General features: G+C 71.0%; 19 protein-coding genes. 7 read left to right on the top strand and 12 right to left on the bottom strand.

Features of this window, described 5'->3' with window-relative positions; genetic code table 11:
* Nucleotides 1-44: 44 nt before the first annotated feature.
* Complete coding sequence (locus tag Sdi02f_RS34200) at nt 45-713, bottom strand: response regulator (protein ID WP_030405132.1); 669 nt, start codon at nt 711-713, stop codon at nt 45-47.
* Entirely contained in the window at nt 710-1,990 is a 1,281-nt protein-coding gene (locus Sdi02f_RS34195; RefSeq protein ID WP_245962277.1) for a sensor histidine kinase, read from the bottom strand. Before Sdi02f_RS34195 ends, Sdi02f_RS34200 begins: the two co-directional genes overlap by 4 nt.
* A 94-nt stretch (nt 1,991-2,084) precedes the next feature.
* On the opposite strand from Sdi02f_RS34195, the gene Sdi02f_RS34190 reads away from it, so the two are divergent.
* On the top strand, nt 2,085-2,645 hold the full coding sequence (locus Sdi02f_RS34190) for a GNAT family N-acetyltransferase (RefSeq protein ID WP_174843436.1): 561 nt from the start codon (nt 2,085-2,087) through the stop codon (nt 2,643-2,645).
* A gap of 24 nt (nt 2,646-2,669) precedes the next feature.
* Here Sdi02f_RS34190 and Sdi02f_RS34185 read toward each other — a convergent pair whose 3' ends face one another.
* The 7 genes from Sdi02f_RS34185 to Sdi02f_RS34155 form a co-directional block, all read right to left on the bottom strand.
* Nucleotides 2,670-4,250: a type IV secretory system conjugative DNA transfer family protein gene (locus Sdi02f_RS34185; RefSeq protein ID WP_108934722.1), complete on the bottom strand. Its 1,581-nt coding sequence runs from the start codon at nt 4,248-4,250 to the stop codon at nt 2,670-2,672.
* A gap of 22 nt (nt 4,251-4,272) precedes the next feature.
* Nucleotides 4,273-5,685, bottom strand: a complete 1,413-nt coding sequence (locus Sdi02f_RS34180) for an ATP-binding protein (protein WP_030405136.1) — start codon at nt 5,683-5,685, stop codon at nt 4,273-4,275.
* A gap of 12 nt (nt 5,686-5,697) precedes the next feature.
* Nucleotides 5,698-7,239 (bottom strand): SCO6880 family protein, encoded by a 1,542-nt coding sequence (locus Sdi02f_RS34175; RefSeq protein ID WP_107049847.1) that lies wholly within the window; start codon nt 7,237-7,239, stop codon nt 5,698-5,700.
* Between the two features lie 14 nt (nt 7,240-7,253).
* Nucleotides 7,254-8,591, bottom strand: a complete 1,338-nt coding sequence (locus Sdi02f_RS34170; RefSeq protein WP_174843435.1) for a hypothetical protein — start codon at nt 8,589-8,591, stop codon at nt 7,254-7,256.
* Entirely contained in the window at nt 8,581-9,381 is an 801-nt protein-coding gene (locus tag Sdi02f_RS34165) for a DUF8175 domain-containg protein (protein WP_108934721.1), read from the bottom strand. Before Sdi02f_RS34165 ends, Sdi02f_RS34170 begins: the two co-directional genes overlap by 11 nt.
* Nucleotides 9,382-9,547: 166 nt before the next feature.
* Complete coding sequence (locus Sdi02f_RS34160) at nt 9,548-9,856, bottom strand: DUF8827 family protein (RefSeq protein WP_019526682.1); 309 nt, start codon at nt 9,854-9,856, stop codon at nt 9,548-9,550.
* A 320-nt stretch (nt 9,857-10,176) separates the two neighbouring features.
* Nucleotides 10,177-11,427 carry a serine/threonine-protein kinase gene (locus Sdi02f_RS34155; RefSeq protein ID WP_159107702.1) on the bottom strand — a complete coding sequence of 417 codons (1,251 nt, stop codon included), beginning with the start codon at nt 11,425-11,427 and terminating at the stop codon, nt 10,177-10,179.
* 181 nt (nt 11,428-11,608) lie between these two features.
* Between Sdi02f_RS34155 and Sdi02f_RS34150 the strand changes: the two genes are divergently transcribed.
* Complete coding sequence (locus Sdi02f_RS34150) at nt 11,609-12,631, top strand: C40 family peptidase (RefSeq protein WP_107064176.1); 1,023 nt, start codon at nt 11,609-11,611, stop codon at nt 12,629-12,631.
* Between the two features lie 206 nt (nt 12,632-12,837).
* Complete coding sequence (locus Sdi02f_RS34145; protein ID WP_030405142.1) at nt 12,838-13,554, top strand: phosphatase PAP2 family protein; 717 nt, start codon at nt 12,838-12,840, stop codon at nt 13,552-13,554.
* Nucleotides 13,555-13,557: 3 nt separating this feature from the next.
* On the opposite strand, the gene Sdi02f_RS34140 is transcribed toward Sdi02f_RS34145, so the two are convergent.
* A complete protein-coding gene (locus tag Sdi02f_RS34140; RefSeq protein WP_108934719.1) occupies nt 13,558-15,159 on the bottom strand; it encodes an FAD-binding oxidoreductase in 1,602 nt (533 codons plus the stop codon).
* 217 nt (nt 15,160-15,376) lie between these two features.
* Nucleotides 15,377-15,547: a hypothetical protein gene (locus Sdi02f_RS36010; protein ID WP_167458295.1), complete on the bottom strand. Its 171-nt coding sequence runs from the start codon at nt 15,545-15,547 to the stop codon at nt 15,377-15,379.
* A 90-nt stretch (nt 15,548-15,637) separates the two neighbouring features.
* Between Sdi02f_RS36010 and Sdi02f_RS34135 the strand changes: the two genes are divergently transcribed.
* Both Sdi02f_RS34135 and Sdi02f_RS35755 read left to right on the top strand, forming a co-directional pair.
* Nucleotides 15,638-16,531, top strand: a complete 894-nt coding sequence (locus Sdi02f_RS34135) for an SCO4651 family lipoprotein (RefSeq protein WP_030403628.1) — start codon at nt 15,638-15,640, stop codon at nt 16,529-16,531.
* A 68-nt stretch (nt 16,532-16,599) separates the two neighbouring features.
* Nucleotides 16,600-16,773, top strand: a complete 174-nt coding sequence (locus tag Sdi02f_RS35755) for a hypothetical protein (protein WP_158716749.1) — start codon at nt 16,600-16,602, stop codon at nt 16,771-16,773.
* On the opposite strand, the gene Sdi02f_RS34130 is transcribed toward Sdi02f_RS35755, so the two are convergent.
* On the bottom strand, nt 16,759-17,148 hold the full coding sequence (locus Sdi02f_RS34130) for a metal-sensitive transcriptional regulator (RefSeq protein ID WP_030403627.1): 390 nt from the start codon (nt 17,146-17,148) through the stop codon (nt 16,759-16,761). The genes Sdi02f_RS35755 and Sdi02f_RS34130 overlap by 15 nt on opposite strands.
* Nucleotides 17,149-17,369: 221 nt before the next feature.
* On the opposite strand from Sdi02f_RS34130, the gene Sdi02f_RS34125 reads away from it, so the two are divergent.
* The gene (locus Sdi02f_RS34125; RefSeq protein ID WP_030403626.1) at nt 17,370-17,990 is read left to right on the top strand and encodes a DUF47 domain-containing protein; all 621 of its coding nucleotides are present in this window, start codon (nt 17,370-17,372) and stop codon (nt 17,988-17,990) included.
* A gap of 7 nt (nt 17,991-17,997) precedes the next feature.
* Nucleotides 17,998-18,996 carry a low-affinity phosphate transporter PitH gene (gene pitH, locus Sdi02f_RS34120; RefSeq protein WP_030403625.1) on the top strand — a complete coding sequence of 333 codons (999 nt, stop codon included), beginning with the start codon at nt 17,998-18,000 and terminating at the stop codon, nt 18,994-18,996.
* The last annotated feature ends 117 nt before the right edge of the window (nt 18,997-19,113 follow it).

Below are 19,113 nucleotides of genomic sequence, written 5' to 3'. Positions count from 1 at the left end.
TACCGGGATATGGTGCGGGGTCTTTTTGCGTTTCTCCCCTTTTCCTAGCCGACCAGTTTTGTTTCATAGGCAAGGATGACCGCCTGGACGCGGTCTCTCGACCCCGTTTTGGCCAGGATGCGGCCCACATGGGTTTTGACCGTCGACTCGGCCAGGTGGAAGCGTTCCGCTATTTCCGTGTTGGTCCAGCCCTGGCCCATGACGCGCAGGATCTCGGTCTCGCGTTCGGTGAGCGGGGACAGGCGGGGGTCGGGGGAATCGGCGGACCCGGCGGGTTCCGCGGTGGCCGGCAGGTGGTGGACGTAGGCGTCGAGCAGGCGGCGGGTGAGGCTCGGGGCGACGACCGCGTCGCCCGTGGCCACCGCGCGGATGCCGGAGAGGAGCTCCTCGGGCTGGGCGTCCTTGACCAGGAACCCGGAGGCCCCTGCGCGCAGGCCGGAGTAGGCGTACTCGTCGAGGTCGAAGGTGGTGAGGATGAGGACACGGGAAGGCCCGCCGTCGGCGACGATGCGACGGGTCGCCGCGATGCCGTCCAGGCCGGGCATGCGGACGTCCATGAGGACGACGTCGGGGCGGAGTTGGGCCGTCATCCGGGTGGCTTCGGCGCCGTCGGCGGCCTCCCCCACGACCGTCATGTCGTCCTGGCTCTCCAGGAGCATCCGGAAGCCGAAGCGCTGGAGGGGCTGGTCGTCGGCTATGAGGACGGTGGTCACTGCGGGGATTCCTCCGGTAGGTGCAGGTGGACGCGCCAGCCGTGTGCGGGGGCCGGGCGGGGGCCTGCTTCAAGTGTGCCGCCGTACAAGGCGGTTCGTTCGCGCATTCCGGTCAGGCCCCGGCCGCCGGTGTGGGCGGGGGACGGGACCGTCCGGCCGGTGTCGGTGACGACGAGGGTGACAGCGCCGCCCTTCCCGTAGGCGAGGTCGACGGTGGCGTCGGCGCCGGGACCGGCGTGCTTGAGGGTGTTGGTGAGCGCTTCCTGAATGACGCGGTAGAGGGTGAGCTGGCGGCCCTCGGGGAGGGTGGGCTCGCCCGTGACGGTCGTGCGGACGGGCAGACCGGCCCGGCGGACGCCGTCGAGGAGGTGGTCGAGGTCGGTGAGGGCCGGCTGCGGGGCCAGTTCGGGTGCCGTACGGGAGCCGCCGTCCTGGGTGTCGTCGCGCAGGACGTCCAGGAGGCGCCGTAGTTCGCCGAGGGCCTGGCGGCTGGTGGTGCTGATGGCGTCGAGGGCCTGGGCGGCACGGTCGGGGGACTTGGCGGCGGCGTAGCGGCCGCCGTCGGCGAGGCCGGTGATCACCGAGAGGTTGTGGCCGATGATGTCGTGCATCTCCCGGGCTATGCGGGCGCGTTCGGCGGCGGCGGCGAGCCGGAGCTGCTGGTCGCGTTCGGTCTCCAGGCGGCGGGCGCGGTCCTCGAGGACCGCGGTGTGGTCGCGACGGGCGCGGACGGTGACGCCGATGAGGGCGGCCACGCCGATGGAGAGGAGCTGCGAGCCGAGCTGCTGGTTCCAGGAGCCCGGACCGTCGCCGTAACGGGCGACCGTGACGCAGGTGGGAGCGGTGACCACGGCCACCACCCACCAGAGGTTGCGCAGCGGCAGGCGCAGGGCGATGTGGTGGACGAGGAGCAGTTGGAGCAGGGCGGCCTGGAGCGTGGCGCCGGACCAGGAGCTCGCGAGAGCCGCGGGCAGCGTGGCGAGGAGGGCCGCCGCCGGATGGCTGCGGCGCCAGAGGAGGGGCACGGAGAGGGCGAGGCTGAGCGCGAGGACCAGGCCGGCGGGCACGTCCGGGTCGCGGGCGACGTTGCGCCAGCCGCCGCCGGTGGCGTCGATGAGGGCGGCCAGGACCCAGAAGCCGGTGAGGAGCACGTCCCACACGAGGGGACGGCGCCGGTCGAAGTCGCGGACCCGGCGGTTGACGCGCTGGACGTACTCGGTCAGGGGTTCGGCCGCACGGTCTTCGGGGCCTGGCTGCGCGGGGTCGACGTGGTCCATCCGACCATGCTCCGGGTTGCGGGACGGCCGGGCGTCCTTCCGGGGGTCGTATATGAGGTGAGGGGTGTCGTACCCGGGTACTACGGTGGCCGGCATGAGTGCCTCGGCCCCCGGTGACTACGTGATCCGCTCCATACGCGCCGACGAGTGGCCCGCGGTGAAGGAGCTGCGGCTGCGGGCGCTGCGGGACCCGGTCGCGGATCTCGCGTACCTGGAGACGTACGACGACGCCGCCGCGCGTCCTGACTCCTTCTGGCGGGAGCGGGCCGCCCGTGGCGCCGAGGGGGCCTCCGGGGCGCAGCAGATCGTCGCCGAGGGGCCGGGCGGGCTGTGGCTCGGCACGCTGACGGTGGTGGTGGAGGAGGCCGGGTCGACGGACTGGGCCGGTTTCCCGGTGGAGCGGCGGCAGGGGCATGTCGTCGGGGTGTTCGTGCGGGCCGAGTGGCGGGGGAGCGGGCTGACCAAGGCGCTGTTCGACGCGGGGCTCGGCTGGGCGTGGGCGAACGGCGTGGAGCGGGTGCGGCTCATCGTGCATCCGGACAACGGACGGGCGCAGGGCGCGTACCGCAAGGCCGGGTTCGTGCCGAGCGGGCGGCGGGTGCCGCTGGTGGGCGGACCCGGCGACCACGAGCTGGAGTACGTGCTCGAGCGTTAGCGCCGACGCCGGGTCGGATGCGTGTCACACGGGGAGTTCGTCGTGGGGCCAGCGGGCACGGCCCTGTTCGCGGGAGCGGAGCAGGGCCAGGGTCGGCATGCCGAGGTCCGCGCCGGTGGCGAGCAGCTCAGGGAGCTGGGGGAGCGGGGCCACGGCTGCCACGTCGTCCAGGACGAGCGTCATTGGTGGGTCGAGGCGACCGGAGGATGACCGTTCGGCCATGCGCCGGCCGCGCTCGACCACGCTGGAGACGAGCGCCGTCAGCAGTGGCATCGCACCCGGGCTCGTACGGGGATCCTCGATTGATTCACCCACCACGTAAAGGGTGCCCTGTTCGTGGACGAAGGAATCCAAGGCGAGGGCATCATTTCGGTGGGGAGTGCAGGCCTCGCGGATGTTGACCGTGGAGAGGGCGGCCAGGGCCCGGGCGGTGAGCTGCTGGGCCATGTCCCGGCGTTCGGGGTGGGCGGTGAGGGAGGCCTCGAGTTCGCCCGCGGCGCCGGGCGCTGCCTTGGGGTGGGTGCGCAGGACCCGGACGGCGTCCTGGACCTGGAGGCCCTGGGACCAGCGGTGGACGTGGCGGACGGTGCGGCCGTCGATGGCGGCGGCGTGCAGGTAGCTGCGCAGCAGGAGTTCGGCGGTGTCGCCGACCGCCTGGTCGAGCCGGGCGGTGGGGCGGACCGGTGTGAGGAGGGCGGCGGCCCTGGCGATGGCCGTCTGCTTGTCCTCGCAGCCCGAGGTGGGGGACCAGTGGAAGCGGGCGGGGGTGTCGCAGAGGTGGTTCGGGTCGTAGAGGTGGGTGGGGCCGAGCTTGGTGCGGGCGTCCTTGGTCTCCGACCAGAGAGCGGGGTTGGAGGTGAGGACCAGCGCGGCCCCGGGCGCGTCCCGCAGCGTTTGGGCGGCTGTGGGGTGGCGGCTTTCCCGGGAGCCGTAGTGCAGCGCGCCTTCGGCGCGGTTGGTCTCCCAGGCGCCCACCCCGTTGCCGTTGGCCGCAGGGGTCAAGGGCTCGGCAGCCGGGGCCTCCTGGTCCTGCCGCGGGGCCCGGGGCGTGGGTACTTCGTGCGGCGAGCCCGCCGGCACCGGGGTCACCGGCGGCTCGTGCACCGCCGTCTCGTGTACCGGTGTGTCGTGTGCCGGTGTCTTGTGCGCGGGCGTGTCGTGTGCCGGTGTCTCGTGCGCGGGCGTGTCGTGTACCCGCTGCTCGTCCGCCGGCGCCGGAGCCGGCTCCTCGCGGCGTCGCTGCCGTACCGCGCGCCACCGTGCCAGCGTGCCCATCACGAACACCGTGAGCACCACCAGCACCATCAGCTGGCCGATGAAAAGCCCCCAGAACAGCCCGTACCCGGACAGCGCCGTCCGTGGGGCGTCCGGCCAGGCACCGGGGATGTCGTGGGGCTCGGCGATCAGGTGGCGCATGGCCTGCGGGGTGCCGGCGAAGCCGACGCCGTCGGGCCAGGAGCCGTGGGCGAACAGGGCGGACAGGCAGGTCGCCGTCCACACCAGCAGGGTCATGCCGAGGAGGAAGGCCAGTATGCCGATGAGCAGGCCGTCGGGAATGCCGCCGCCCTGGGCCGGCCGCTGGTCGCGGCGGTCGTCCGGTCTCATGCCTCCGGTCCTCCCCCTCGTCCTACGCCACCGTCGATTCCGACGAGTCGCCGATGTGCTGCTCCACGAACGCCGCCGCCCGTTCCTCCGCCTCCAGTTCCGCGGCGCGCAGGGCGTCGTCGGTCAGGTCGGAGGACGACTCGGTCATCGCGCGGTCGGTGAAGACCAGGGGGCGTTCGGTCTCGGTGATCAGGTGTTTGACCACCTGGACGTTGCCGTTGACGTCCCACACCGCGATGCCGGGGGTGAGCGAGGGGATGATCTCCACCGCCCAGCGGGGCAGGCCGAGGACGCGTCCGGTGGCCCGGGCCTCGTCGGCCTTCTGGGCGTAGATGGTGCGGGTGGAGGCCATCTTGAGGATGGCCGCGGCCTCCCTTGCCGCCGCCCCGTCCACGACGTCCGACAGGTGGTGCACCACCGCCACGAACGACAGACCCAGCCGGCGCCCGAACTTCAGCAGCCGCTGGAACAACTGCGCCACGAACGGGCTGTTGATGATGTGCCAGGCCTCCTCGACCAGGAAGATCCGCTTCTTGCGGTCGGGGCGGATCCAGGTGTGCTCCAGCCAGACGCCCACGATGGCCATGAGGATCGGCATCGCGATGGAGTTGCGGTCGATGTGGGAGAGGTCGAAGACGATGAGCGGCGCGTCGAGGTCGATCCCGACGGTCGTCGGGCCGTCGAACATGCCGCGCAGGTCGCCGTCGACCAGGCGGTCGAGGACCAGCGCCACGTCCAGGCCCCAGGCCCGTACGTCGTCTATGGCGACGTTCATCGCCTCGGCCGACTCCGGCTCGGGGTGGCGGAGCCGTTCGACGATGTCGGTGAGGACCGGCTGGCGTTCGACGATGGTCTCGTTGACGTAGGCGTGCGCGACCTTGAGGGCGAAACCGGAGCGCTCGTCCAGGCCGTGGCCCATCGCGACCTCGATGATCGTCCTGAGCAGGGCCAGCTGGCCCGTGGTCGTGATCGCCGGGTCGAGGGGGTTGAGGCGGATGCCGTGGTCCAGGGCGGCCATCGGGTCGAGGCGGATGGGCGTTATGCCCAGCTCCTCGGCGATGAGGTTCCACTCGCCGACGCCGTCCTCGCCCTGGGCGTCCAGGACGACGACCTGGCGGTCGCGGAAGCGGAGCTGGCGCAGGACGTACGTCTTCTCCAGGGCCGACTTGCCGTTGCCGGACTCCCCGAGCACCAGCCAGTGCGGGGCGGGGAGCTGCTGGCCGTAGAGCTGGAAGGGGTCGTAGATGTAGCCCTTGCCGGAGTAGACCTCGCGGCCGATGATCACGCCGGAGTCGCCGAGGCCGGGTGCGGCCGTCGGCAGGTAGACGGCCTGGGCCTGTCCGGTGGACGTGCGGACGGGGAGGCGGGTCGTCTCCACCTTCCCGAAGAGGAAGGACGTGAAGGCGTCGGTGAGGACGGTCAGCGGGTCCCGCATCAGGCTCAGCCCCTACCTTCGGATGCCGGTGGCGAACGGAAGAGTGTTCACGAAGGCGCGATGGTGCTCACGGTCGCACCACTCCAGTTTCAGGTACGACTTCCCGGCCGACGCCCTGATCGTCCGCTTGTCGCGGGCCAGGGCCTCGGGGTTGCGGGAGGAGACGGTGATGTAGCCGACGAGGTTGACGCCGGCCGCGCCGCTGGCGAGGTCCTCGCCGCGCTGGTCGAGGCGGCCGTGGGCGGCGATGTCGCGGGGGTCCACGGTCCGGTTCATCTTGGCGGCGCGCGAGGCCTCGGCGTCGTCGTTCGTCTTCTCGGTCAGCATGCGCTCGATGGCGACCTCGGTGGGTTCGAGGTCCATGGTGACGGCGACCGTGCGGATCACGTCCGGGGTGTGGACGAGCAGCGGCGCCAGGAAGTTGACGCCCACCGGGGTCATCGGCCACTCCTTGATCCATGCGGTGGCGTGGCACCAGGGGGCGCGGGTGGCGGACTCGCGGGTCTTGGCCTGGAGGTACGTGGGCTCCATGGCGTCCAGCTCGGCCGGCCAGGCGTTGCGCTTGGTCATCGCCTGGATGTGGTCGATCGGGTGGTCCGGGTCGTACATGGCGTGGATGAGGGAGGCGAGCCGGCCCTGTCCCAGCGGCTGGCGTACGCGGATGTCGGCCTCCTGGAGGCGCGAGCAGATGTCGGTCAGCTCGCGGGCCATCACGACCGCGAGCCCGGCGTCCCGGTCCAGCTTGCGCCCGCTGTGCGGCCGGGCGGCGCGGGCCATGGTGTGCGCCTCGGCGGCCAGTTCGCGGGTGTAGTGCATGCAGGCGATGAGGTAGGCGCGGTGCTGCTCGCTGCTGGTGGACACCATCGACTGGAGCTGGTCGTAGGAGTGCCGCAGCCACGGCGGTGACGTGTCGTCGCCGCGCTGGGCGACGTCCTTGGCGTGCGCGTCCGGGTCGGCCGGGAGGGTGCGGGCGAGCATCTGGATGCGGGTGACGAAGCCGTCGCCGTTGGCCACGTGCTTGAGCAGGGTGCCGAAGCGGTCGACGAGGGCTTCCTGGTCCTCGGAGTCGCGCAGGCCGACGCCGGGACCCTCGATCTCGATGGCGGCCGTCACCGTCTTGCGGTCGGCGTGCAGCAGTACGGCGATCTCGTCGGGCCCGAAGGGCGCCGCCAGCCAGGAGATGCGGCCGATGCCGGGCGGCGGGCCGACCTCGACCTCCCGGCCGTCGATCCGGGTGCCGGCCTCGATGGCGCCGGAACGGTAGGTCGTGCCCTTGCGGAGCGTGCGCTTGTAGCTGCGGTTGATCTCGAACCACCGGTAGAACGTGCGGTGGTTGTACGGCACGTAGACGGCCGCCAGCGCGAGCATCGGGAAGCCGGCGAGCAGCACGATGCGCAGGGACAGGACGGGGACGAGGAGCCCGCACATCATGCCGAGGAACGCGCCCGCGACGATCAGCGCGATCTCACCGGTCTCGCGGTTGCGGCCGACGATCGCGTTCGGCCGGGCGCGGCCGATGAGATACGTACGGCGGGGCGTGACCGTGGGGGACATGTGGGACTCGGTCGTCAACGCCCGTCACCTCCTGTGCTCTGGCTGTTACGAGTGTTGCGGGTGTTGCTTGCGTGCGGCGTGTTCACCGGGTTGCCGGAGCGCGGTGCGGGTGCGGCGGAGGGGACATGTCCGCCGCCGCCGTTCGAGGCGCGCGTGCTGTGCGCGGCGACTCCGCCGGAGGCGGGGTTCGAGGGGCGGGCCGCCGCGGAGGACGAGGTCTGTCCGCCGCTGTTGCCGTTGCTGCGGGCGCTGTGGGTTCTGATGCCCTGGGCGACGAGGTTCGCGGGGGAGCTGATCACGGCGGCGGCCTTGCCCTCGGCGCCCTGCATGATGCGGTTGTTGCGGCTGTTGGCGATCTCGTCGCCGAAGCCGGGGACGAAGCGGTAGATCATCGCCGAGGCGAAGATCGCGAGCAGGATGATGGCGAGGCCGGAGACGACAGCGGCGACGGAGTCGGGGCCGTCCTTCGTGGTCAGCGCGCCGGCGAGGCCGAGGACGATGACGATGACGGGCTTGACCATGATCACGGCGATCATGATGCCCGCCCAGCGGCGGACGTGTCCCCACAGGTTCTTGTCGACCAGGCCGGCGTAGACGACGACGCCGAGCAGGGCGCCGACGTAGAGCAGGACGGCGCGGAGGTACAGCTCCAGGTAGAGGACGCCCGCGGCGATGATCGACACGAACGACACGATGATCAGCATGATCGGGCCGCCGCCGATGTCGTTGCCCTGCTTCAGCGCCTGGCTGAACGTGCCGAAGAACGTGTCCGTCTGGTCGCCGGTGCCCTTGGCCAGGACGTCGGTGACGGCGTCGGTGGCCGAGACGACCGTGTACAGGATCAACGGCGTGAACGCCGAGGCCAGCACGGTGAGCCAGAGGAACCCGACGGCCTCGGAGAGCGCGGTGGTGAGGGGGACGCCGCGCACGGCACGCTTGGCGACCGCCAGCAGCCACAGGACGAGGGTGAGGATCGTCGACGCGGCGAAGACGATGCCGTACTGCTTGAGGAAGGTGCCGTTGGTGAAGTCGACGTCGGCGGTGTTCTTCACGGCCTTGCTGAGCGTGTCGACGGTCCAGGCGGCGGCGTCGGCACAGCCCTTGGCGAGGGAGGAGAGGGGGTCGAGGGTGGAGGGGACGGCATCGGGGGAGGACCCACCGCCTCCGGAGCGGCTGCCCTCGCCTCGTTCGCAGTACTTCTTGGCCGGGCCCGCGATGAGAGAGCAGGGATCGTCCTTCGACGGTGTCGGACTGGGCTCGGCGAAGGCGCGTGTGGAGAACAGGACGGCGGCTGTCTGAGCAGCGGTCACCAAGGCGGTGAGTTTGAGCGCGCGGTGCTGGCTACCGGGCATAGGTGAAGCCTCCGAACTCCTCGACCGCCTTGCTCATCTCATCCGCACCGGAGACGGGGTTGTCGCCCGGCACAGGGGTCGGCCCGTTCTTCTGGCTGGTCTCGGTGACCTTCCAGTCGTTGCCGGCCCAGCTCAGCCGCATCGTCACCGTGAACCAGCTGCTCGTCACCGGATTGGTCGTCTTCTCACCGGTGAGTCCGAACAGTCCGTTGCACCACACCTCGACGGTGGCGGCGCTGTCCTTGAACGACGTCACCTTGGTGCCGATCGGCACTGTCCGATTGACGAAGGTGACTCCCGCAGGCGCCTTGCCGTTCTTGTCGAGACCGATCTTCTCCAGAAAGGCTTCCGAGTAGTCGGCGTCGAAGCCGGACTGGAGGCGGTCGACCCAGCCGGGGTCGGCAAGGGATTGCACGATCTCGTGCCGTCTGGCCGTGTCGAACATCCCGTCAGAACCCAGCGCCACCGCATAGTTCGCCGCCGCGCTCTGCGCCCCCTGCTCGTCGTGGGCGAAGCCCGACTGGACCGGGCGCGTGCCCGAGGGTGCCGTCGCCGAGGTCTTCGGTCTGTCGGCGGAGTCGCCCTTCGCGGATGCGGAGCCGTCCCCTCCACGGTTCGCGAAGGCGATCGCGGCGATGAGCAGGACGACGACGCCGACCACGGTGACCAGGCTCCGAGAGGAGGAGCGGCCGCCCCGTCGGGGGCCGGTGTCCTCCTCCGGGAGGCGGAGCCGGGTCGGGCCGGGGCCGTCGTAATCGCCGGACGACTGGTGATCGTCTCCGAGACTCATGCCGCGTACGCCCCCTCGACGTCGGGTCGGCCGTGTACGTACGACGGTAGCCGTGCTGGGTCCCGCTCGGGCGCGGTGTGGTGACTCGACATCAGGGAAACGCAACCTCAGCCGGTTGGCACGACGGGCGGGTGGGGTGGAGGGGAAGGGACGGACAGGCGTCGGGCTAGACGGCCATCCCGTACACGATGGTGAAGAGCGTGCCGAGTGAGCCGATGATGAACACGCCCGTCAGCCCCGCGATGATCAGGCCCTTGCCCTGCTCCGCGCTGAAGGTGTCCCGGAGTGCGGTGGCACCGATGCGCTGCTTGGCGGCGCCCCAGATGGCGATGCCGAGGCAGAGCAGGATGGCGACGGCCATCACCACCTCGATCATCACCTTGGCCTCGTTGCCCAGGCTGCCGAAGGGGCCCCAGTCCGGAGCGATCCCCCCGATGATGGTGTTGATGTCTCCCTCGTCGGCCGCAAAGAGCATGTAAGTCACCGCCCCTGTTGGGTAGTTCCGCGCCCTCTGCGGACGTGCAGAGGTCAAGCCTCATTGTCGCCGACGATGAGGCCTTGGCATGTCGCCTTGGCGTCATTGTTTGGCGGGTTTTATGCGAACAGCTTGCCACCGCCCGGCGCCGGCTGGTCGGTCGGCGCCGAGACGGCTCCTGGTGGTCGTATCGTCACTCTGTGTATCACGGCGGGGCAGGGCTGGCAACGATGTGTAAGCGAAACCTGGGACGCGGTTCGGTCGTTAGGCCCTGATTGGGCGTCAGGGGGGCGGGCGCTGCTTGCGCGGCGGGGCCTCCTTCAACCGGCGAAAGCGTTGTTCGCCGCGTACAGGATGGTCAGCGCCGCGGCGAGGGCGAGGGCCCAGAGGAGCGCGCGTGCCGCCGTGGGCACCTTGGGCGGGGTTTCCACGGGCCTCTGCTGGCTGCCGAGCAGTACGTCCCTGCCCCGGTTGCGGGCGGGGATGCGCTCGGTGGTGCCGGCCTTGAGGTGGAGTACGCACGGGGCGCTCGTGTGTCCGTCGCTCTTCACCGCGACCTTGCGGACACCCGGGGCGAGCGGGTAGGTGCCCGTCGCTTCCGGGGCGAGGGTGTGGCGGTGCACGTCGTCGAGGACGACGTCGAGCCGGCCGCCCGTCCGGTTGTCGATCTCCAGGGTGGCCCGGGAGGAACCGCTGCTCGCGGCCTGCGTGGGCGTCGCCCGCGCCGTCGGCTTCTCCTGCTTCTTCTTCTGCGACGGGGTTTCGAGCAGCTCCAACGCCCGGGGAACGGAGGGGCGGTCGGCCGGGTTCTTGGCCAGGAGGGCCGCGATGAGGGGCTCGAGGGATCCCGCCCGCCGCATCGGGGGAGCCTCCTCGTACGCCACCGCGTGCAGGGAGCCGAGAGGGTCCTCGCGGTGGAACGGGCAGGTGCCCTCCACGGCCTCGTACAGCGTGGTGCCCAAGGAGAACAGGTCGCTCGCGGGGCCCGCCTCATTGCCCCGGGCCCGTTCGGGGGAGAGGTAGGGGAGGGAGCCGATGACCAGGCCGGTCCGGGTCAGCCGGGTCTCGGTTCCGTTGACGGCGATGCCGAAGTCGGTGAGCAGGATCTGGTGGTCGTCGGTGAGCATCACGTTGGCCGGTTTGACGTCGCGATGGATGATGCCCTGCTCGTGGGCGGCGCCGAGGGCGCGCAGGAGGGCCCCGGCGAGCCGGGTGGCCTCGGTGACGGACAGCCGGCCCGGTCCGGCCAGGCGGTCCTGGAGGGTGCCGCCGGACACGAGCTGCATGACGATCCACGGCGTCCCGTCGACGACGACCACGTCGTGGACGCTGACGATGTGCGGGTGATCGCGCAGCTTGGCGGCGTTGCGGGCCTCGCGTCCCGCGCGGTGCAGGCGGTCGAGACGCTCGGTCTCGGGCAGGTGGGGCTCCAGCAGGAGCTCCTTGACCGCGACCTCGGTCTGGAGGGTCTCGTCCCGGGCGGCCCACACGCGCCCGAACCCACCGGCGCCGAGGACCCGTTCGAGCCGGTACCGGCCGCCCACGAGCATTCCTGGCGTGCCCTGCTCCACGACGCCCCCCTTGTCGCTCTTTCCTGACGGCCGGTCGGAGACGATGGTGTCAGTCCGGGTGGTCGCGTGGCACGTGGTCCGGCGGTGGGCGAGGGGAATCCGGAGGAATCCGGACGAGCACGGTCCAGGGCCGGGCGGGACGCTGCGACATGGCCGGGAAACGCCACTGAACCGCGCGTCCATGGGGGATGGTTGGACCATGCGCAAGTTGTGGGTCGGTGCCGGTGTGGCGGTTGCCCTGGGGATGGGCTTCGTGATGCTGCTCGTCGTGGGGGTCTACCTCGTCGCCGGGAACCTGGCCGGCGCTTCCGGCGCGGGCGGCGCCAAGAAGCTCGCCAAGGGGACCGTGCCCGCGGCGTACCAGCCGCTCGTGCAGAAATGGGGGAACCTCTGTCCCGCCATCAACCCGGCGCTGCTGGCCGCCCAGTTGTACCAGGAGAGCGGGTTCAACCCGAGGGCGCAGAGCGCGGCGGCGGCGCAGGGGATAGCGCAGTTCATCCCCGGGACGTGGGCCACCCACGGCATCGACGGGGACGGGGACGGGGACCGCGACGTCTGGGATCCGGCGGACGCGATTCCCTCGGCGGCGTCGTACGACTGCTCCCTGGCCTCGTACGTGAAGGACGTGCCCGGCGATCCGACCGAGAACATGCTGGCCTCCTACAACGCGGGCGCCTACGCGGTGATCAAGTACCAGGGTGTGCCGCCGTACAAGGAGACGCAGAACTACGTCAGGATCATCACCACGCTGGAGAAGAGCTTCGCCGCTCCCACCGGGCGGGTCGATCCGTCCGAGCAGGCCGCCGGGGCCATCGCCTACGCGCAGAAGAAGCTCGGGACGCCGTATCTGTGGGGCGGGAACGGGACGGCCGAGCAGGGCGGGCGGTTCGACTGCTCGGGGCTGACCAAGGCCGCCTACGAGAGTGTGGGGATCGAGCTGCCGCGGGTCGCCAACGACCAGTACAACGCGGGGCCGCACCCGGCGCGGGAGGAGTTGCTCCCGGGGGACCTGGTGTTCTTCTCGGACGACCTCACCAACTCGCGGGCCATCCGGCACGTGGGCATCTACGTGGGCGGCGGATACATGATCGACGCGCCCCGGACGGGTGCGGTGATCCGGTTCGACCCGATCGACACCCCCGACTATTTCGGGGCCACCCGGGTCACCGAGGATGGCGCGAAAGCGCTGCCCACCACCGCGTGAATGGGAAGGTGTGAACACCGCGTGAACCCCTGCCCTGAGCTGCGGCGACGTGTCTCTCTTCGATAACGTCTGCGTGATCATTCAGTGGAGTGTGGAACGTATCGACGGGGACCGTGCGTTCCTGTTGACGTGTGGCTGACCACGGGGGTGGCAGAACAGGCGTGCGACCGGTGCGCCTCAGGACATGACGAAGGGGCCGCAGCACCATGGCTGGACTCGCCGAATCCGGGTCGAACCCCGACGTCGAGCTGCTCTACGACATCAACGGCCTGGCCAAGGATGCACCGCACTGGTTCGACCGGGTCATGGAGTTCGTCGGTGAGTACGGACTGCTGTTCGCGATCGTGCTGCTGGTGCTGTGGTGCTGGTGGGGTGTCCGGCGGCGGGGCGGCGAGGACGCGGCGTCGAACGTGGCCGCCCTGGTGTGGGCGCCGCTCGCGGCCGGAGTCGCCGTGCTCGTCAACGTACCGATACGGGGATTCGTCGAGCGGCCCCGGCCCTTCAAGTCCCATGAGGGGCTGGAGGTTCTGGTGCAGGGGAAGGACGACTTCTCCTTCGTGAGCGACCACGCCACGCTCTGCATGGCCCTGGCCGTCGCGCTGTTCGTCGCCAACCGGAAGTTCGGGATCGCCGCCATCGTGCTGGCGCTCTTCGGCGGCTTCATCCGCGTCTACATGGGCGTGCACTATCCGACGGACGTCGTGGGCGGGTTCGCCCTCGGTACGGCGGTGGCGCTGCTGCTGTCGCCGGTCGCCATGGCGCTGCTGACGCCGCTCACCCGGGCCGTCGAGCGCTCGCCGAAGGCGGGGTGGCTGGTCAGCGCGCGAGGACGGGCGGGTGCCGCCGGACGCGGTGCCGTGATTCCGGGCACGCGCAAGGAGAGCGGCGCCGGGGCGGCGGGCGAGCGGGATCTCGCCGCCTGACGCTCACAGTGCCTGCGGGAAGGTGAAGACGCGGTCCGGGTCGTACTGGTGCTTCAGACGCGCCAGACGCGGGGCCGCGTCTTGGTAGTAGGCCTTCCGCCAGTCCGTCAGATCCGGGTCCGTGTAGTTCTGGTAGGCGGCGCCCGAGGCGTACGGCCGCATCGCGGCATAGGCGGAATCCAGCCACGAGCGCGCCGCCGTACCGCTCGTGCCCGGCCGCCAGGAGACGAGGTACTGGGCCAGTGTCCGGGAGCGCCGGTGCACGAACGCGGTCGCCGTCGGGGAGACCCGGTTCACCGCACCGCCGAGGGCCGTGAACGCGATGCTGCCGGCGCCGCCGCGCACCTCGGGGAGCCGGGCCAGCAGGGCCTTGACGCCGGCCGGCGGGACGGAGCGGTCGAAGAAGTCCGAGCGGGCCGCGTACGTCTCGCGGCCGAGTGAACCCTCCGGCGAGTGGCCGGGCGCGGAGCCCGGGAGGTGGCAGCGGGCGTCGGTCGAGAAGGACGAGCAGCCCGCGTACATCTCCATCGACTCCTGGTACGTACGGCGCCTGAGGGAGACGTGGCTCGCGGGTGCGCCGACGCGGTCGGCGAGGCGGTCGACGGCGTTCTGCAGTGCGCCGTAGGTGCCGAGGGAGAAGGCGGCGACCGAGACGGTGGGGGTGTGGCCGGGGGCGGCGGCCAGGTGGAGGGAGGACCAGATCTCGTCGGGCTGGTCCGGGCCCCACTCCTGCCAGGCACGGACGACCGCGGCCGCCCTTCGCCAGGGCCAGCCGAGATACGCCGACACGGCCCTGGGGGCGGGATGGGTGCGGAAGTGGAGCTCCGTGACGACGCCGAAGTTGCCGTTGCCCGCGCCGCGCAGGGCCCAGAAGAGGTCCTTGTGGGGGCCTGTCGCGTCGGCGGTGATCTTCTTGCCGTCGGCCGTGATCAGGGTGGCCCGGGTGAGGCTGTCGCAGGTCAGGCCGTAGGCGCGGGAGACGACGCCGTGGCCGCCGCCGAGGGTGAGGCCGGAGATGCCGACGGTGGGGCAGGAGCCGGCGGGGACGGTCACGCCCTTCGCGGCGAGGGCGCGGTAGACGTCGATCAGTTGGGCGCCGGCGCCGACGACCGCCTCGCCGGCGGAGGCGCGGACGCGGTTGAGTCTCGATACGTCGATGACGAGGCGGCCGTTGCCGGAGGACCAGCCGGCGTAGCTGTGACCGCCGTTGCGGATCGCCACGGGGACGTGGTGGGCGCGGGCGTGGGCGAGGGCGGTGCGGATGTCGTCGGAGTGGGCGGCGTAGACGACGGCGGTGGGGCGGAGGGTGTCGAAGCGGGTGTTGTAGAGCTGATGGGCGGATCTCCAGGCCGGGTCGCCCGGGCGGACGAGCTGGCCGTCCAGGGACGTGGCGAGGGTGGTCCAGGTGGTGGGGGCGGGGGTGGAGGTGAGGGGTGTGGCGGGGGTGCGCGTGGTTCTGCTCGCCGTGGTGGTTGTGGTGGTCGTCGTGGTGGCGAGTGGGGCCTTGGGGTCCGTGCCGGTCGGGCGGTCGTTGCCCGTGCAGGCGGTGGTGGCTGCCGTGAGGGCTGCGGCTGTGGTGGTGGTCAGGAATGTGCGCCGGTGCATGTCGCCTCCGCGGTCCCGTGGGGGGGTCTTGGGGGGAGACGGGGGTGCGGGGGGTGGGGTTCCCCGGGCGTCGGCTGTACAGGTGTACGGCGTCGGCGGCGGTTGCGGCGGGGGTTGGGGCGCCGGCGAGGTGCCCGTCCGTGCCCACCGTGCGGCCCCGGGGTCGAGGTGCCTCCCGGGCCGGGGCGGGTGCGGGGGAGGCACGACTGCCCGCCGCTCAGGCCGGGGTGTGGGACTTCGCGTCGGTGCGGGCCTGGCTTCTGGCTCTCCTGGCGGGGCCGCGCCAGCCGCAGGTGCAGCGGGCCAGGCAGAAGGGGCCTTGTTCGACCGTTGTCGTGAGGTGTTCCGGGGCGTCCCCGGGGGCTTCTGGACCGTCCTGCTGCGCCACGCCCACAACGTTACCGGGGTCGCCTGCCCCTCGTTAAGCGGGACGGCAGGGGGTCCGGAACGGGCGTGACGGCTGGGATAGCAGGTGGCGATGGTCGGGCGGGAGCAGGAGCTGCGGAGCAGGAGGAGGGGCGGCGGCCTCGCCCTCGCCGGCGGTGTGGTCTGCCTCTGTCTGGCAGGCGCCGGGTGTTCCGGTGTCGGCCGGGGGGCCTCCGTCGAGGGCGCCGGCGGGGGCGATCCGGTCGCCGTGCTGCACCGGGCCGCCGACCGCCTGGTGGCCGCCGGGAGCGCCAAGGCGCGTACCGCGATGCAGATGGCCAGCGGCGGGACGCGGGTGACCATCCGGGGCGAGGGCGTGTACGACTTCGAGGAGCGGCTCGGGCAGTTGAAGGTGCGGCTGCCGCAGGACCCGGCGGGGGCGAGCGAGCACCGGCCGATCACCGAACTGCTCGCCCCGGGCGCCCTGTTCATGAAGAACCGGGGGGCCGGTGTCCCCGACGACAAGTGGGTGCGGGTGGAGACCGCCTCGCTGTCCGACGGGAACCTGGTGACCGGCGGGGCCACGGATCCGTTCGCCGCCGCCGAGGTGCTGCGGGGGACGCGGACGGCCACGTACGTGGGGCGCACCGAGCTGGCCGGGACCGAGGTGCGGCACTACCGGGGCACGGCCGATCTCGCGCAGGCCGCGCGCGGTGCCTCCCGGGCGAACAAGAAGGCGCTGGCGGCGGCCGCCGAGGGGTTCGCCACCGCCGAGGTGCCCTTCGACGCCTACCTCGACGACGAGGGCCGTATCCGCAAGGTCCGGCACCGCTTCAGCTTCGCCAACGGGCACGAGGACGGCAGCGGCACCGTGGACGTCGCCTCGACGACGCTGCTCTACGACTTCGGCGCCGCCGTCCGCGTACGGCTGCCCGAGGACCGGGACATCTACGCCGGCCGGATCGCCGAGGAGCCGGGCGGTGCGGCGGTGGACGGCAAGAACTAGCCCTTCCGTGCCATGCGCGGTGCGTAGGCCGCTCCCTACTCTAGGAAGTCGGTGACGGCAAGGACGAGGTGACGCGAGTGGCTCCGGTCGGCGGTACGGCGGTTCAGGACCACGTGGCCCTCGCCGAGATCGAGCTGTGCGGCGAGCTGATCATCGCGGCGTCGGCCGCCCGGGAGCGGCTCAGCCTGGAGAGCATCGACAAGGTGCTGCGCGTGGCCGAGGAGCGCTCACGTGCGCAGTAGGCGGCCGATGGCCTTCGTCGCCTCTTCCACCTTGGCGTCGATCTCGGTGCCGCCCTTGAGGGCCGCGTCCGCGACGCAGTGGCGCAGGTGTTCCTCCAGGAGCTGCAGCGCGAAGGACTGCAGGGCCTTCGTGGAGGCGGAGACCTGGGTCAGTATGTCGATGCAGTAGACGTCCTCGTCGACCATGCGCTGCAGGCCGCGGATCTGGCCCTCGATGCGGCGCAGGCGCTTGAGGTGCTCGTCCTTCTGCTTGTGGTACCCGTGCACCCCGCGGTCGTGGTCGGTCACGACGTCCGTGCCGTCCGTCTCGACCGGGAGCGCCGGCTGGTCCGTCGTGGAGGAGGGCGCACCCGCGCCGGCCTCGGTGGTCGTCATCGCGTCCTCCTGCAGGATTCGAGAGATAGCGGACATATACCCCTGGTGGGTATATGGTAACGAACTTTCCCGGGTAAGGGAGCCTTGCCGCAGTGGCCGACGTCGCCCCCCTGCTCATCACTCTGCCCGATGCGCGACACTGGGGGACGGCCCGTTAGCAGTGGCCGGATGATGCGCCTAGCATCAGCCTGACCGAAACCGATGCACCCCGAGGACCCCACGTGCGCTTTCGTCTGACCCCCAGGGAGACGAGCTTCTACGACATGTTCGCCGCATCCGCGGACAACATCGTCACGGGCTCCAAGCTCCTGATGGAACTGCTCGGGGCGGACGCATCCGCCCGGGCCGAGATCGCAGAGCGTATGCGGGCCGCCGAACACGCGGGTGACGACGCGACGCACGCGATCTTCCACCAGTTGAACTCCTCGTTCATCACGCCCTTCGACCGCGAGGACATCTACAACCTCGCCTCGTCCCTCGACGACATCATGGACTTCATGGAGGAGGCCGTCGACCTGGTCGTCCTCTACAACATCGAGGAACTGCCCAAGGGCGTCGAGCAGCAGATCGAGGTGCTGGCGCGGGCTGCCGAGCTGACCGCCGAGGCCATGCCGAACCTGCGCACGATGGACAACCTCACCGAGTACTGGATCGAGGTCAACCGCCTGGAGAACCAGGCCGACCAGATCCACCGCAAGCTGCTCGCCCACCTCTTCAACGGCAAGTACGAGGCCATCGAGGTGCTCAAGCTCAAGCAGATCGTGGACGTGCTGGAGGAAGCGGCCGACGCGTTCGAGCACGTGGCGAACACGGTGGAGACCATCGCCGTCAAGGAGTCCTGAGCCGTTCATGGACACCTTCGCTCTGGTCGTGACCATCGGGGTCGCGCTCTTCTTCACGTACACCAACGGCTTCCACGATTCGGCCAACGCGATCGCCACCTCCGTGTCGACGCGGGCCCTGACGCCCCGCGCGGCGCTCGCCATGGCCGCGGTCATGAACCTGGCCGGCGCGTTCATGGGATCCGGGGTCGCCAAGACCGTCAGTGAGGGGGTGATCCAGACCCCCGAGGGTTCGAAGGGGATGGGGATCCTCTTCGCGGCGCTCGTCGGCGCCATCGTGTGGAACCTCATCACCTGGTACTTCGGGCTGCCGTCCTCGTCCTCGCACGCGCTGTTCGGCGGCATGGTCGGCGCGGCGCTGGCCGGGAGCACGACCGTGTACTGGCACGGGGTCGTCGACAAGATCGTCGTTCCCATGTTCGTGTCGCCGGTGATCGGTCTGCTCGCCGGTTACCTGGTGATGACCGTGATCATGTGGATCTTCCGGCGGGCCAATCCGCACAAGGCCAAGCGCGGCTTCCGCATCGCACAGACGGTGTCGGCGGCGGGCATGGCGCTGGGGCACGGTCTGCAGGACGCGCAGAAGACGATGGGCATCGTGGTGATGGCGCTGGTCATCGCCGACGTCGAGGACTACGGCGACCCGATCCCGGTGTGGGTGAAGCTCGCCTGTGCGCTGATGCTGTCGCTCGGGACGTACGCCGGCGGCTGGCGGATCATGCGGACGCTGGGGCGGAAGATCATCGAGCTGGACCCCCCGCAGGGGTTCGCCGCGGAGACGACGGGGGCGTCGATCATGTTCGGGTCGGCGTTCATCTTCCACGCGCCGATCTCGACGACGCATGTGATCACTTCGGCGATCATGGGTGTGGGGGCGACGAAGCGGGTCAACGCCGTGCGGTGGGGGGTCGCGAAGAACATCATCATGGGGTGGTTCATCACGATGCCGGCCGCCGCGGTGGTGGCCGCGGTGTCGTTCTGGATCGTGAACCTCGCCTTCCTCTAGACGCCGGGCTGCGTCTGTACCCGGCGCAGGATGCGCGAACGGGCCCGCCCCCGGAACGGGGGCGGGCCCTTGTGCGCCTCGCGGTGGCACCGCCATGCAGCACCGCGAGGAGTCGGG

The organism is Streptomyces ardesiacus (genome assembly GCF_003112575.1).
Classification (GTDB): Bacteria; Actinomycetota; Actinomycetes; order Streptomycetales; family Streptomycetaceae; genus Streptomyces; species Streptomyces ardesiacus.
The sequence above is the reverse complement of the archived record's forward strand: the minus strand, read 5'-3'. Positions and strand labels throughout refer to the sequence as shown.

What these genes read in the sequence shown, in the direction of transcription:
- Sdi02f_RS34180 (WP_030405136.1), bottom strand. Translation starts at nt 5,685, where the DNA reads ATGCGGGACCCGCTGACCGTCCTCACCGACGCCTTCACGTCCTTCCTC.
- Sdi02f_RS34190 (WP_174843436.1), top strand. Translation starts at nt 2,085, where the DNA reads ATGAGTGCCTCGGCCCCCGGTGACTACGTGATCCGCTCCATACGCGCC.
- Sdi02f_RS34145 (WP_030405142.1), top strand. Translation starts at nt 12,838, where the DNA reads ATGGCTGGACTCGCCGAATCCGGGTCGAACCCCGACGTCGAGCTGCTC.
- Sdi02f_RS34185 (WP_108934722.1), bottom strand. Translation starts at nt 4,250, where the DNA reads ATGAGACCGGACGACCGCCGCGACCAGCGGCCGGCCCAGGGCGGCGGC.
- Sdi02f_RS34140 (WP_108934719.1), bottom strand. Translation starts at nt 15,159, where the DNA reads ATGCACCGGCGCACATTCCTGACCACCACCACAGCCGCAGCCCTCACG.
- Sdi02f_RS34130 (WP_030403627.1), bottom strand. Translation starts at nt 17,148, where the DNA reads ATGACGACCACCGAGGCCGGCGCGGGTGCGCCCTCCTCCACGACGGAC.
- pitH (WP_030403625.1), top strand. Translation starts at nt 17,998, where the DNA reads ATGGACACCTTCGCTCTGGTCGTGACCATCGGGGTCGCGCTCTTCTTC.
- Sdi02f_RS34135 (WP_030403628.1), top strand. Translation starts at nt 15,638, where the DNA reads ATGGTCGGGCGGGAGCAGGAGCTGCGGAGCAGGAGGAGGGGCGGCGGC.
- Sdi02f_RS34175 (WP_107049847.1), bottom strand. Translation starts at nt 7,239, where the DNA reads ATGTCCCCCACGGTCACGCCCCGCCGTACGTATCTCATCGGCCGCGCC.
- Sdi02f_RS34170 (WP_174843435.1), bottom strand. Translation starts at nt 8,591, where the DNA reads ATGCCCGGTAGCCAGCACCGCGCGCTCAAACTCACCGCCTTGGTGACC.
- Sdi02f_RS34165 (WP_108934721.1), bottom strand. Translation starts at nt 9,381, where the DNA reads ATGAGTCTCGGAGACGATCACCAGTCGTCCGGCGATTACGACGGCCCC.
- Sdi02f_RS34160 (WP_019526682.1), bottom strand. Translation starts at nt 9,856, where the DNA reads ATGCTCTTTGCGGCCGACGAGGGAGACATCAACACCATCATCGGGGGG.
- Sdi02f_RS34150 (WP_107064176.1), top strand. Translation starts at nt 11,609, where the DNA reads ATGGGGGATGGTTGGACCATGCGCAAGTTGTGGGTCGGTGCCGGTGTG.
- Sdi02f_RS34195 (WP_245962277.1), bottom strand. Translation starts at nt 1,990, where the DNA reads ATGGACCACGTCGACCCCGCGCAGCCAGGCCCCGAAGACCGTGCGGCC.